A 13,109-nucleotide genomic window follows, 5' to 3' on the forward strand; every position below is an offset into this window, starting at 1 on the left:
GTCGAGGGCGACGACGCGGGTCTCCCCCTCCCCGTAGACCTTGTTCAGGCCGGTGGCTCGGGCGGCCGCCAGGCCGGTGTGGACGGCGGTTGCGGAGAACGTCACGTGGACTCCTGGTGCGGATGAACGGAATGTTTGGTTCCGTAACATCATCCCAAGCTGTTCGAATGCGACGCGTATGCCGCGAGGGCGGTCGGCCCCCGCCGACCCGGCGGGGTGGCGGGGGCGCTCTCCTCCTCAGGTATGACCCGACCCCTGAGGACCAAGGGCCCGGCCGGCTGCTGGGGGCCGGGATCGAGACCGCCTATTCCACTGCCACGCCGAAGGCCGACGCCAGCCCGGCCAGACCGTTCGCCACCGCCCGTCCGGACGGGCTGAACTCCCAGCCGCCGCCGGCCCGGCGGAACGCCCCGAGCAGCATCGCGCTGTCCGGTACCCCGCCGGTCGGGCCCGCCCAGGTGCCCGGGCCGCCCGCGCCCGGCCCGTACGCGGCGGCGAGAGCCAGCCCGTGCACATAGCCGAGCGGCAGCGCCGGGTGCTCCTCCTCCTCGGTGGAGACGGCGACCACCACCTCGTCCACGGCGGCCGGCAGCCGGTGCAGGTCCAGGGCCAGCCGGACCGCCCGGGTCGGCCGGCCCGGCACCGAGTGGGTCGGATGCAGCCGGACGGCGCCGTCCGGGTCCTGCGGGCTGTTGAAGAACACGAAGTGCTCGTCGCTCAGCACCCGGCCGCCGGCGCACAGGAAGGCGGTGACGTCCAGCTCCACCGCGTCCCCGCCGGCCGTCCGGCTCTGCCAGCTCACCGTGAGGGCGGTCTCGCCGGCCTCCTCGGGCTTGTCGTCCGCAGCCGTGGCGGCGGCGGCGGCACCGCCGCCGAGCCGGCCGCGCAGGCCCTGCTCGGCGAGCAGGGCGACCAGCTCCGGGCCGCTCACCAGGGTCAGCGGCTTGCCCTCGATGTAGCTGTACGAGCCGCGGCCGAACCCCGCGGTGGTGACCAGGATGCCCTTGATCGCGCCGTGGTGGCGGACGGTGGACTCCAGGTCGCGCACCGCCGTCGGCGGGACGGTCTTCTTGTAGCGCTTCGCCTGGATCACGATCTTGCCGCCGGTCACCGGGTCCAGGTCCTCGGCCACCACGTCCACCCCGACGTCGCCGCTGCGGGCCGTGGTCATCACCCGGAAACCGCGCAGCCGGAACAGCTCGGCGATCAGGTCCTCGAAGTCCAGCGGGTCCATCGCGAACAGGTCCGGCTCGTCCTCGCCGCCGTGTCCGGCCAGGCTCCCGCCGATGCTCTCCGGCCGCCGCTCCGGGCGCACCTCGTCCAGCCGCTCCGGGCGCGCCGACAGCCGGCCGCCCAGGCCCTGGAAGCACTCCACCGGGGCCACCCGGTCCAGCGCCAGGGCGGCGAAGCCGGCCCGGGTGGCGGTCAGGGTGGAGAGGAAGCGCTCGGCCTCCCGGCCGGTCGCCGGGTCGATGCCGAGGACGAAGCCGTTCAGCACCACCGAGTCCAGGAGCCCGTCCCGGTCCGCCCGGAACAGCTCCGCCGCCACCCGCAGCGCCGACTGCGCCAGCACCTCCCGGTACAGCGCCTTGCGCTCCGTCGCCGGACGGGCCACCTCCGCCTCGCGGTCGTCCGTCTTCACGTACCGCACCCGGGCGGCGGCCGGCACCACGTCCGGCCCGGGCAGCTCCCAGTCCACCACCAGCTGGCGGCTCCCGGCGTCGAAGGCCGCCACCAGCCGGTGCGGGAAGCCCTCCGGCCAGGCCGCCGAGGCGTACAGGCCGGCCGTGAAGTACTCCTGCACCGCCTCCGGCTCACCCGCCCGCAGCCGGCGCAGCAGCTCCTCGGTCCGGGCGCCGAGCTCCTCCTGCTGCCGACGGGACTGCTCGACCCGGGCCAGGTACTCCTGGTGGTACGCGGCCAGCCGGTGCTGCCGGTCGGCCTCCCGGGCCTGCGCGGCGTACCAGTCCTGCTCGAACCGCGCACGGGCCTGGGCCAGGTACTGCTCGTACTGCTGCCGCACACCCGGGTTGCGGGCCTGGACCGGGTCCGGCGGCGGCACGAAGTACCGGGCCGAGGACTGGTCCGGCATCGGCACCGGCTCGCCCAGCGGCCCCGGGTCGAACGGCGGCACCGGCTGCGGCGCCAGCAGGGCCTGCGGGCCGAAGGCCGGCGCGGCCAGCCCGGCGGCCAGCAGCCCCCTCAACTCCTCGACCCGGGCGTCCAGCTCGGCCGTCCGCCGGGCGACCTCCGCCTCCCGCGACTGCTGGTAGGCGCGCTGCGCCTCGCGCTCGTCGCGGGCGGCCGCCTTCTGCGCCTCGCGCTGTTCCCGCTCCCGGCGGCGCTGCTCCGCCGCCTCGGCGCGCCACCGGGCCTCCTCCCGGCGCTGCTGCTGTCGCTGCGCCTCCGCCCAGATCGCCAGCACCCCGCTGCTCCGCCGCCCCGACACCGTCCGCCCACCCCATTCGTCTCGCGCCGACTCGGCCGCTGCCGCGTCGCCTCCCGGCCACGCCGCCGACCGCGCCCGCCACAATAGAACGTGAACACCCCGCCCGGCCAAGTGCCGGTGACCTGCGGGCCCGTCCGGCCCCGGCGGGGCGGTGGTGGCGCTCCGTCAGCCCCCTTCCGGGCCGTCCCGCCGGGGTTCCGGCCCCGGGGCGTCGGCCGCGGTGCGCGGGGGACGTTCACTCCGCCGGGGCGGCGTGCCAGCGCCAGTCGGTGCGCGGCGGGTGGCCGGGCAGCGGTGCGCGGCCGGTGGCCCAGAGGAGGGTGGGCCAGGGGTCGGCGATCGGGACGTCGGGGAACAGCCGGGCGAGGGTGCGCTCGCACAGGTGGGCGGGCGGGCTCCAGGGCAGGCCGAGGCCCTGGGCGACGTCGTGGAGGTGGACCAGCGTCTCGACCAGGCTCATGGCCACGAAGCCGGTCGGGTCGGCGAGTCCCCACGGGTGGTAAGCCCGGGCCTCCGGCGGGGTGACGCGGGCCACGGCGACCATCAACCCGCCGCTCGCCTCCAGGACTTCGAGCAGTCCGTCGGGGCCGGCGGCCGGCTCGGCGCGCACGAAGTTGTTCGGCGCCCCGGGCGAGCGGCGGGTCGCCGCGAAGGGCACGTACCGGTCTTGCGGCGGCCGGGCCGGGCCGAGCTGGGCGGCGTAGGCGAGCAGGTCGTCGGCGAGGTGCTCGACCGTTTCCCGGCAGGTCCAGGCGATCGGGCCGGCGGTCCGTGACCAGTCCGCGTCCGCCGGGGCGGCGCGCAGGGTGTCGACGGCGAGGCGCAGGGCGAGGGCGAGGTCGTCCGGGGTGGGTGAATCGATCATGCCGGGACGGTAGCAAGGCCCCGGGGCCGGAGCCCGCGGAAGGTCCGGCCGCCCGGTGCCCTCCGGCGGACCGGGCCGCCCTGTCGGTGGGTCCGGGTAGTCTCGACGGCTACCGACGGCAAGGAGAAACGTGACGATCCCCCCGCAGCACCCCCGGCCGTCCGCCCGGCCCGGCGGCTGGATCTCCACCGGCCTGAGCTGGCGGGACGGCCACGCCGTGCTCGGGGCCGCGTGCGGCGCCCGGGTGCACGAGCGCGCCGTCGCGCCGGGGGCGGAGGTCGGCTGGCTGCTGGGCGGCCCGCGCCGTTGCGTCGGGGCCTGGCTGGCCGGGGCGACGGAGCGAACGCCCTGCCCGCACCACGCGGTGATCGATCCGGACGGCGGCGCGACGCAGTGCCCGGCCTGCCAGAGCGTGGACCGCGGCCTCGCCCTCGCCCGGGACCAGATCCTCGACGACGGCCGCACCTACCTGCTCTACCTCGCCTGGTTCGGCGAGGGCCTGCTCAAGGTCGGCCTGACCGCCGAGCAGCGCGGTGACAGCCGGCTGCTCGAACAGGGCGCGCTGGCCTACGCGTTCACCGCCCGCGGCGCCCTGCCGGCGATCCGGCGCGCCGAACTCACCGTCGCCGCCTCGGGCCTGGCCCGCGAGCGGTACAAGTCCCGGCTCAAGACCGACCACTGGTGGTCGCACGGCGACGCCCCGCACCGCCGCACGGTGCTCGCCGAGGCCCGCGCCCGGGCGCACGGGCTGCTGGAGGGCCACGCCCTGGAACTGCTCGCCGACCGTCCGGTGGTCGACCACGTCGAGCGCTACGGCCTGGCCGGCGGCGCCCCGGAGGCGTACCGGGAGATCGTCGGGCTGGCCGACGGCGCGGTCGTCGCGGGCCGGCTCCGGCCGCCGGTGGGCCGGCACCTCTTCCTCGACCAGACGGACGGCTCGGGCCCGCTGCTGCTGGACACCCGGCTGCTCACCGGCTGGACGCTCAGCCCGGTCACCGGCCGCGGCTGCGAGGGGCTGACCCTCCACGAGCGACTGCGTCCGCCGGAGCCGGACACCCAGGAGGCGCTGTTCTGAGAGCTCCTGCGGAACCGCTCCGAACAACGCCCTGATCACCGACACCTGGCTGGCCGCCTACGGCGCGGCCTTCCCCTCCCGTGTGGAGGCCGCCGGGGCGATCGGCTGGGCGAAGGGCTTCGCGACCGGGGCGCACGCCTTCGAGACCCCGAGCGCCGAGGCCCGCGCGGCGCTCGCCGCCCTGCCCGCGCTCGCCCTGTGGGGTGCGGCCGACCGGACGCTCGCTGCCCGGCATTTCCTGCCGCTGTTCGCCGAGGCCTTCCCGCGCGGCCGGGCCGTCGAACTGCCCGGCGTCGGCCACTACAGCCCCGAGGACGCCCCGGACACCGTGGCCGACCTGGTGGAGCGGTTCTTCGCCGAGAGGAGGGGGAGCGGTGTAGGCCGGCGCCCGGGGGCGCCGGGCACCGGCCGGGCGGTCAGCCGCTGGTCAGGGCCAGGAGTCGGTGGGTCCGCGAGCGTGGCCCGCGGTGGTCAGCCCAGCTTGCTGCGCACCACGCCGGGGCCGGACCTGGCCCGGCGGGACAGCGGCGGCCGGGACGGGCGGACGTCGAAGCGCGCCGGCTGCTCGGCCGCCTCGGCGGCCCGCCTGGCCAGCGCGGCCCGGGCGGCGGCCAGCGCGACCCGGGCGAGCAGCGGGTCCTCCCGGACGCCGGTTGCGTGCTTGGCGCTCTGGCAGGCGGTGCACCAGACCGGCGAGGCCGGCCCGTCCGGGTACACCATCTCCTCGGGCGGCAGGTAGTGCCCACCGCACTCGACGCACTCGAAGACGAACCTCATCCGATGATCACCGTCCCGGATCCGTGGCACCGACCGCAGGGCGACCAGAAGGTGTGGACGCTGGGCACCATGCTTCCTTCCTCGTCCAGTTCGACCGTTGCCTCGGTCTTCTGGGTCCCCCCGGACCCGCCGCAACCGGAACAGGACTGAACCTCGGGCATATGCCGTCCTTCCGTGGCGGAGCACCACCGTAGCGCGATTCTCCGTCAGGAAGCACCGCTCCCGGCGATCCACCACCCGTACGGGTAGCGCGAATCGCCGCCGCACGCCCCGCGGAACGGCGTCGGCCCCTCGCCTGAGCACCGGAGCGAGGGGCCGACCGTACGAGAGGGAGTGTCAGCCGCGGGCGGCCCGCAGGAACTCCCGGTTCATCGCCGCGATGCTGGGCAGCGGGATGCCCTTGGGGCAGGCGGTGGCGCACTCACCGGTGTTGGTGCAGCCGCCGAAGCCCTCGGCGTCCATGGCCGAGACCATGTTCCGCACCCGGGCGGCCCGCTCCGGCGCACCCTGCGGCAGCACGTTGAGGTGCACCACCTTGGCGGAGGTGAAGAGCATCGCCGAGCCGTTCGGGCAGGCCGCCACGCAGGCACCGCATCCGATGCACTCGGCGTGCTCGAAGGCGGTGTCGGCGGCCTCCTTGGGGACGGGTGTGGCGTGCGCCTCGGGGGCGCTGCCGGTGGGCGCGGTGATGTAGCCGCCGGAGCCGATGATCCGGTCGAAGGCCGAGCGGTCCACCACCAGGTCCTTGACCACCGGGAAGGCCGCCGCCCGCCAGGGTTCGACGTCGATGGTGTCGCCGTCCCGGAAGTGCCGCATGTGCAGCTGGCAGGTGGTGGTGCGCTCGGGGCCGTGTGCCTGGCCGTTGATGACCATGCCGCAGGCGCCGCAGATGCCCTCGCGGCAGTCGTGGTCGAAGGCGACCGGCTGGTCGCCGCGGGTGATCAGCTCCTCGTTGAGGGTGTCCAGCATCTCCAGGAAGGACATGTCCGGGCTGATCCCGCTGACCCGGTAGGTGGTCATCGAGCCGGGTGCGTCCGGGCCCGCCTGGCGCCAGATGCGCAGGGTGAGGTTCATGCGTAGCTCCGCTGGGTGGGGTGGACGTACTCGAAGTCGAGTTCCTCGCGGTGGAGGACGGGTGCCGCGCCGGTGCCGGTGAACTCCCAGGCGGCGGCGTAGGAGAACTCCTCGTCGCGGCGGGCGGCCTCGCCGTCGGGGGTCTGGCTCTCGGTGCGGAAGTGGCCGCCGCAGGACTCGGCGCGGTGCAGCGCGTCCAGGCACATCAGCTCGGCCAGCTCGAAGTAGTCGACCAGCCGGTTGGCCTTCTCCAGCGACTGGTTGAGCTCCTGTCCGGTGCCGGGCACCTTGATCCGGCGCCAGAACTCCTCGCGCAGCCGCGGGATCCGCTCCAGCGCCCGCCGCAGCCCGGTCTCGTCGCGGGCCATCCCGCACTCGTCCCAGAGCAGTTCGCCGAGCTCGCGGTGGAAGGAGTCCGGGGTGCGGTCGCCGTCCACCGCGAGGATCAGGTTGAGCCGGTCCTCGACCTCGGCCTCCGCCTCGGCGAGCACCGGGTGGTCGGCGGGCACGGCCGGCAGCGGGTGGCGGGCCAGGTAGTCGTTGACGGTGGGCGGCAGCACGAAGTACCCGTCGGCCAGGCCCTGCATCAGGGCGCTGGCGCCGAGCCGGTTGGCGCCGTGGTCGGAGAAGTTGGCCTCCCCGATCGCGAACAGCCCCGGGACGGTGGTCTGCAGGTCGTAGTCGACCCAGAGCCCGCCCATCGTGTAGTGGATCGCCGGGTAGATCCGCATCGGCACCCGGTACGGGTCCTCGGCGGTGATCCGCTCGTACATCTCGAAGAGGTTGCCGTACTTGGCCTCGACGGCGTCCCGGCCCAGCCGGCGGATCGCGTCGGCGAAGTCCAGGTAGACGCCCTGGCCGCCGGGGCCGACACCGCGGCCCTCGTCGCAGACGTTCTTGGCGGCCCGGGAGGCGATGTCGCGTGGCACCAGGTTGCCGAAGGAGGGGTAGATCCGCTCCAGGTAGTAGTCCCGCTCCTCCTCCGGGATCTGCCCTGGAGGCCGGTTGTCGCCCTCGGCCTTGGGCACCCAGATCCGGCCGTCGTTGCGCAGCGACTCGCTCATCAGGGTGAGCTTGGACTGGTGGTCGCCGGAGCGCGGGATGCAGGTCGGGTGGATCTGGGTGAAGCACGGGTTGGCGAAGTAAGCGCCGCGCCGGTGCGCCCGCCAGATCGCGGTGGCGTTGGAGTTCTTGGCGTTGGTGGAGAGGTAGAACACGTTGCCGTAGCCGCCGCTGGCGAGCACCACGGCATCCGCGGTGTAGGAGCGGATCTCCCCGGTGACCAGGTCGCGGGCGACGATGCCGCGGGCCCGGCCGTCGACCACCAGCAGGTCCAGCATCTCGGTGCGCGGGTGCAGCTCCACGTTCCCGGCGGCGATCTGCCGGGAGAGCGCCTGGTAGGCGCCGAGCAACAGCTGCTGGCCGGTCTGGCCGCGGGCGTAGAAGGTCCGGGAGACCTGTACGCCGCCGAAGGACCGGGTGTCCAGCAGGCCGCCGTACTCGCGGGCGAACGGCACGCCCTGGGCCACGCACTGGTCGATGATCTCCACCGACACCTGGGCCAGCCGGTGCACATTGGACTCGCGGGCGCGGAAGTCGCCGCCCTTGACGGTGTCGTAGAACAGCCGGCGGATCGAGTCGCCGTCGTTGCGGTAGTTCTTGGCCGCGTTGATGCCGCCCTGGGCGGCGATCGAGTGGGCCCGCCGGGGGGAGTCCTGGAAGCAGAACTGGACCACGTGGTAGCCCTGTTCGGCCAGGGTGGCGCCGGCCGCACCGCCGGCCAGGCCGGTGCCGACCACGATCACCGTGTGCTTGCGCCGGTTGGCCGGATTGACCAGCTTGGCGTCGAACCGCCGCTGGTCCCAGCGCTGTTCGATCGGCCCGGCGGGGGCCTTGCCGTCGGCGACCGGCTCGCCGAGGGTGTAGTCGACGTACCTGCTGCTCACTTCACCACTGCTCATTTGACGACTCCGGTCATCACGGCCACGGGGACGGACAGGAAGCCGGCCGTCAGCACCAGCGCCAGGCCGTTCGCGATCAGCTTGAGAGCCCGGTCGCGGCGGGCGTTGTTGGCACCGAGGGTCTGCGCGGCGCTCCAGAACCCGTGCCGGATGTGCAGGCCGACGGCCAGCATCGCGACGACGTAGAACACGTCCACGTACCAGCGGCCGAAGGAGGCCACGACGTTCTGGTACGGGTGGCCGTGCTCGGCGGCCGGGTTCACGGTCAGCGTGGTGAGGTCGAGGATGTGCCAGACGATGAACAGCGCCAGGATCACCCCGCCCCAGCGCATCGTGCGGGTCGCGTAGCTCGCGCGGCGGCGCCGGTGCACGTACGTGCTCGGGCGGGCCGCGAGGTCGCGGCGGCTGAGCTGGTAGGCGGAGACGCCGTGCAGCACCACGGCGGCCAGCAGGCCCGCCCGGGCGATCCACAGGAACCACTCGTGGCCCAGGAAGGGCTGCCCGATGGTGCGCAGCCAGGCCGCGTAGCCGTTGATGTCGTCCGGGCCGAAGAACACCTTGAGGTTCCCCAGCATGTGCGCGACCAGGTACAGCAGCATGACCAGTCCGGTGACGGCCATGACCGCCTTCTTGCCGACGGTCGACCGCCACAGGGTCGCCAGGGTGGACGGATGCCGGGCCGTCCGAGTCGCGGTTGTCATGGCTGCAACGGTAGGGACGGCGGTTCGGTGCGTCCAAGACATGATGCGGCTCGTGACGATAGGCACTGACTATCGATGCGGCCTATCCTGGCCATGTGCAGCTCCAGCAACTCCGCTACTTCCTGGCCGTGGCCGAGACCCGGCACTTCACCCGGGCCGCCGAGGCGGCGCACGTCGCGCAGCCGTCGCTCTCGCAGCAGATCCGTTCACTGGAACGGGAGTTGGGCGCCGAACTGTTCCACCGCACCCGGGGCAACATCGCGCTGACCGACGCCGGGGACGCCCTGCTGCCGCTGGCCCGGCGCATCCTCGCGGACACCGAGAGCGCCCGGCTGGCCGTGCAGGAGACGGTGCAGCTGCGCCGCGGCCGGGTGCGGCTGGGGGCGCCGCCGAGCCTGTGCACCAGCCTGGTGCCGGACGTGCTGCGGGTCTTCCGGGACCGCTACCCGGGGGTGACGCTGATGGTCCGCGAGGGCGGCTCGCGCGACCTGGTGCGCTGGCTGGCGGCGGGGGAACTGGACCTCGCGCTGGTCATCACCCCGCCGAGCGGGGAGTCGGCCCCCGCCCTCGCGGTCACCGAACTGCTGCACGAGGAACTGGTGCTGGTCTCCGCCGTGGGGCGCGCCCGGCGCACCGTGCGGGTGGCCGAACTCAAGGGGCGGCCGCTGGTGATGTTCCGGGAGGGCTACGACCTGCGCGAGGCGACCCTGGCGGCCTGTCGGGCGGCCGGGTTCGAGCCGGAGTTCGCGGTGGAGGGCGGCGAGATGGACGCGGTGCTCGGCTTCGTCCGGGCCGGGCTCGGACCGGCCGTGCTCCCCGGCATGGTGGCGGCCCGCTCGGGCCTGACCGTCACCCCGTTCGCCGGGCCGGGCCTGGGCCGCACCATCGCGGTCGCGCACGGCCACGAGGTGCCGCTCACCCGCGCCGCCGAGGCGCTGCACACCACCCTGCTGGCGCACCTGCGGGACGCCGCCCGGGACGGCGAACTGCCGCCGGGCACCCGGCTGTTGCTGTGACGGAGGCCCGGGGTGGGCTCACCCCGGGCCTCCGCCTGCCGTAGTGTCAGGCCGGCAGCACGCCCTCGATCGCGGCGACCAGCTCCGCCGACTCCGGCTCGATGCGCGGGCGCAGCCGCGCCGCCACGGTGCCGTCCGGGGAGATCAGGAACTTTTCGAAGTTCCAGGAGACGTCCCCGGCCTGGCCCTCCTCGTCGGCGACCTCGGTCAGCCGGGCGTACAGCGGGTGCCGGTCCTCCCCGTTGACGTCGATCTTCTCGAAGAGCGGGAAGGTCACACCGTAGGTGGTGGAGCAGAAGGTGCGGATCTCCTCGGCGCTGCCCGGCTCCTGCCCGGCGAACTGGTTGCAGGGGAAGCCCAGCACGGTGAAGCCGCGCCCGGCGTACCGCTGCTGGAGCCGCTCCAGGCCCTCGTACTGCGGGGTCAGGCCGCACTTGGAGGCGACGTTGACGATCAGCAGCGCCTTGCCCTTGTGGTCGGCCAGCGAGGCGGGCGCGCCGTCGAGGGTGCGCAGCGGGATGTCGTACAGGCTCACGGTGGTGGTCCTTTCGGAAAGTCGTCGGGCCGGGCCTCTTCCGGGGCCACGGTAGCGGGCGCGACCTGATCGACTCCGGTCGGCGTGCCGGTGTTCCGGGCGTGCGGGGGCGTGCGAGCGGCTCGTCGCCCCGCACGACCGGCGCGCGCGACCGGTCAGGGCGCCAGCGGCCTGACCGCCGTCGGGGCGTGCTCGGGGAGGGTGGCGAGCTCCTCGAACTCGTTGACCTTGTCGATGTCAGCGGCGGCCATCGAGATGTTGGTGACCCGTTCCAGGATCGCCTCGACCACGACCGGGACGCGGAACTCGGCGGCCAGCTTCTTGGCTTCCTCGAAGGCCGGCAGCAGGCCCTCCGGTTCGGTGACCCGGATCGCCTTGCAGCCCAGGCCCTCGACGACCTTGACGTGGTCCACGCCGTAGACGCCCAGCTCCGGCGCGTTGACGTTCTCGAACTCCAGCCTGACCTGGAAGTCGATGTCGAAGTTTCGCTGCGCCTGGCGGATCAGCCCCAGGTAGGAGTTGTTCACCAGCACGTGGACGTACGGGATGCGGTGCTGGGCGCCGACCGCCAGCTCCTCGATCATGAACTGGAAGTCGTAGTCGCCGGAGAGCGCGACGACCTGGCCCCCGGGATCGGCGGTGGCGACGCCCAGCGCGGCCGGGATGGTCCAGCCGAGCGGGCCGGCCTGGCCGCAGTTGATCCAGTGCCGGGGCCGGTAGACGTGCAGCAGCTGCGCGCCGGCGATCTGGGACAGACCGATGGTCGTGACGTAGCGGGTCTCCGGGCCGAAGGCCCTGTTCATCTCCTCGTACACGCGCTGCGGCTTGAGCGGCACGTTGTCGAAGTGGGTGCGGCGCTGGAGCCGGGCCCTGCGCTCCTGGGTGGAGGCGGCCCAGGCGCTGCGGTCCTTGAGCGTGCCGGCGGCCCGCAGCTCGCGCGCCACCTCGACGAACAGCTCCAGCGCGGCCTTGGCGTCGGAGGCGATGCCGAGGTCCGGGGCGAAGATCCTGCCGAGCTGGGTGGGCTCGATGTCGACGTGGACGAACGTGCGGCCCGCGGTGTAGACGTCCAGGCCGCCGGTGTGGCGGTTGGCCCAGCGGTTGCCGATGCCGAGGACGAAGTCGGAGGCGAGGAAGTTCTCGTTGCCGTAGCGGTGCGAGGTCTGGAGGCCGACCATGCCGGCGTTCAGCTCGTGGTCGTCCGGGACGATGCCCCAGCCCATCAGGGTCGGGACCACCGGGACGCCGGTGAGCTCGGCGAACTCCAGCAGCAGCTCGCAGGCGTCGGCGTTGATGACGCCGCCGCCCGCGACGATCAGCGGGCGCTCGGACTCCTGGAGCAGTGCGACGGCCTTCTCGATCTGGGTGCGGTTGGCGGCGGGCTTGTAGACCGGAAGCGGCTGGTAGGCCTCCGGGTCGAAGTCGATCTCGGTCAGCTGGACGTCGATCGGCAGGTCGATCAGGACCGGGCCGGGGCGGCCGGAGCGCATCAGGTGGAAGGCCTGCTGGAACACCCCGGGGACCTGGGCGGCCTCCAGCACGGTGGTGGCGGCCTTGGTGACGGGCGCCGCGATCGAGGCGATGTCGACGGCCTGGAAGTCCTCCTTGTGCAGCCGGGCGACGGGCGCCTGACCGGTGATGCAGAGGATCGGGACGGAGTCGGCGATGGCCGAGTACAGGCCGGTGATCATGTCGGTGCCGGCCGGGCCGGAGGTGCCGATGCAGACCCCGATGTTGCCGGCCTCGGCACGGGTGTAGCCCTCGGCCATGTGGGAGGCGCCCTCGACGTGCCGCGCCAGCGTGTGCCCGATTCCGCCGGAGGCCTTGAGTGCGGCGTAGAACGGGTTGATGGCTGCGCCCGGCACGCCGAACGCGACCTCGACTCCTTCGAGCTTGAGGATCTCCACGGCCGCGCGGGCGGCTGTCATACGAGGCATCGGATCTCTCCTGCGTCGGCCCGCAGTGGCTCGGAGGGCTCATCTCTCGAATTCCACCATACGGAAGATTGGTTTCTGTATGCGAAAACAAGGTAGGGCGGGGTTCGTGAGGGCGTCAAGAGGACTTCAACAGAATGTGGAGGCCCGGGGCGGGGCGGCCGGGCAGGGAGATTCGCACGTCAGGACGGTCATCGCGCTGGTGTGCCCGTGGAAGCGGACGCTCCGCGCCGGAAAGCGCAGCCGGTGTGCAGTGCCCGTGAAGGGGCGGTGCCGCCTGTGGGCCCGCCCCGCCACCCTGGGTACCGTCGGTGGCACGCCGGGCCCGTGACGTCCAACTGAGGCCGCGGCAGGGGGGATCGGGAGCGCCGGGGAGCGGGGGAACTCCGCCGGCGGCCCCGCCCAGGACCAGCGTGCCCGGTCCGCCGCACCCGAGCGAGGAGCGCGCCCCCCGGCCGCACCGACCCGACACCCGCCGCCGCGATCCGGTCCGCCCGGACCCGTGGCCGTACCGCTGTCGCCGCCCCTCCGCGGCCCCTTCCCCCTCTCCCTGCTCCCCGCCCTGCAACGGCGCGCCCGCTGCGGCGGGTGCGCGGAAGGAACGTCCCCATGCGCTGCTGCACCCCTGCCCGGTCCCTGGCGGTGACCGGGTGAACCCGCCGCCCCACCGGAGCGACAGCCCGCCGGGCCGCCTCCGCAAGCACGGCCCGCCGGGCCGGCCC

At 73.9% G+C, this 13,109-nt stretch carries 10 protein-coding genes; 3 read left to right on the top strand and 7 right to left on the bottom strand.

What is annotated here, in order from left to right; genetic code table 11:
* Positions 1 to 304: 304 nt before the first annotated feature.
* Together AB0O11_RS32255 and AB0O11_RS32260 are read right to left on the bottom strand one after the other, a co-directional pair.
* Positions 305 to 2,425, bottom strand: coding sequence for a restriction endonuclease (locus AB0O11_RS32255; RefSeq protein ID WP_363394089.1), 2,121 nt, complete (start codon positions 2,423 to 2,425; stop codon positions 305 to 307).
* 259 nt (positions 2,426 to 2,684) lie between these two features.
* Positions 2,685 to 3,314, bottom strand: a complete 630-nt coding sequence (locus tag AB0O11_RS32260; RefSeq protein WP_363394092.1) for a maleylpyruvate isomerase N-terminal domain-containing protein — start codon at positions 3,312 to 3,314, stop codon at positions 2,685 to 2,687.
* 130 nt (positions 3,315 to 3,444) lie between these two features.
* On the opposite strand from AB0O11_RS32260, the gene AB0O11_RS32265 reads away from it, so the two are divergent.
* Both AB0O11_RS32265 and AB0O11_RS32270 read left to right on the top strand, forming a co-directional pair.
* Positions 3,445 to 4,389 (top strand): DUF2797 domain-containing protein, encoded by a 945-nt coding sequence (locus AB0O11_RS32265; protein ID WP_363394095.1) that lies wholly within the window; start codon positions 3,445 to 3,447, stop codon positions 4,387 to 4,389.
* An 82-nt stretch (positions 4,390 to 4,471) separates the two neighbouring features.
* Entirely contained in the window at positions 4,472 to 5,128 is a 657-nt protein-coding gene (locus tag AB0O11_RS32270; protein WP_363394098.1) for a hypothetical protein, read from the top strand.
* A gap of 374 nt (positions 5,129 to 5,502) precedes the next feature.
* Here the strand turns inward: AB0O11_RS32270 and AB0O11_RS32275 are convergent, their stop codons facing one another.
* From AB0O11_RS32275 to AB0O11_RS32285, 3 genes are read right to left on the bottom strand one after another with little or no spacing between them, the layout of a single operon-like run.
* Entirely contained in the window at positions 5,503 to 6,240 is a 738-nt protein-coding gene (locus tag AB0O11_RS32275; RefSeq protein WP_363394101.1) for a succinate dehydrogenase/fumarate reductase iron-sulfur subunit, read from the bottom strand.
* Complete coding sequence (locus AB0O11_RS32280; protein WP_363394103.1) at positions 6,237 to 8,201, bottom strand: fumarate reductase/succinate dehydrogenase flavoprotein subunit; 1,965 nt, start codon at positions 8,199 to 8,201, stop codon at positions 6,237 to 6,239. Before AB0O11_RS32280 ends, AB0O11_RS32275 begins: the two co-directional genes overlap by 4 nt.
* A complete protein-coding gene (locus tag AB0O11_RS32285) occupies positions 8,198 to 8,902 on the bottom strand; it encodes a succinate dehydrogenase cytochrome b subunit (protein WP_363394106.1) in 705 nt (234 codons plus the stop codon). The genes AB0O11_RS32280 and AB0O11_RS32285 overlap by 4 nt, the downstream gene beginning before the upstream one ends.
* A gap of 95 nt (positions 8,903 to 8,997) precedes the next feature.
* On the opposite strand from AB0O11_RS32285, the gene AB0O11_RS32290 reads away from it, so the two are divergent.
* Positions 8,998 to 9,918 (top strand): LysR substrate-binding domain-containing protein, encoded by a 921-nt coding sequence (locus tag AB0O11_RS32290; RefSeq protein WP_363394109.1) that lies wholly within the window; start codon positions 8,998 to 9,000, stop codon positions 9,916 to 9,918.
* A gap of 46 nt (positions 9,919 to 9,964) precedes the next feature.
* Here AB0O11_RS32290 and AB0O11_RS32295 read toward each other — a convergent pair whose 3' ends face one another.
* Together AB0O11_RS32295 and gcl are read right to left on the bottom strand one after the other, a co-directional pair.
* Positions 9,965 to 10,453, bottom strand: coding sequence for a glutathione peroxidase (locus tag AB0O11_RS32295; protein ID WP_363394112.1), 489 nt, complete (start codon positions 10,451 to 10,453; stop codon positions 9,965 to 9,967).
* Positions 10,454 to 10,608: 155 nt separating this feature from the next.
* The gene (gene gcl / locus AB0O11_RS32300) at positions 10,609 to 12,390 is read right to left on the bottom strand and encodes a glyoxylate carboligase (protein WP_363394115.1); all 1,782 of its coding nucleotides are present in this window, start codon (positions 12,388 to 12,390) and stop codon (positions 10,609 to 10,611) included.
* Positions 12,391 to 13,109 lie beyond the last annotated feature (719 nt).

The sequence above is a fragment of the Kitasatospora sp. NPDC093102 genome, from assembly GCF_040683915.1.
In the GTDB taxonomy this organism is placed as follows: Bacteria; Actinomycetota; Actinomycetes; order Streptomycetales; family Streptomycetaceae; genus Kitasatospora.

Coding starts and splice junctions, on each gene's coding strand:
- gcl (WP_363394115.1), bottom strand. CDS start 12,390: ATGCCTCGTATGACAGCCGCCCGCGCGGCCGTGGAGATCCTCAAGCTC.
- AB0O11_RS32260 (WP_363394092.1), bottom strand. CDS start 3,314: ATGATCGATTCACCCACCCCGGACGACCTCGCCCTCGCCCTGCGCCTC.
- AB0O11_RS32280 (WP_363394103.1), bottom strand. CDS start 8,201: ATGAGCAGTGGTGAAGTGAGCAGCAGGTACGTCGACTACACCCTCGGC.
- AB0O11_RS32285 (WP_363394106.1), bottom strand. CDS start 8,902: ATGACAACCGCGACTCGGACGGCCCGGCATCCGTCCACCCTGGCGACC.
- AB0O11_RS32275 (WP_363394101.1), bottom strand. CDS start 6,240: ATGAACCTCACCCTGCGCATCTGGCGCCAGGCGGGCCCGGACGCACCC.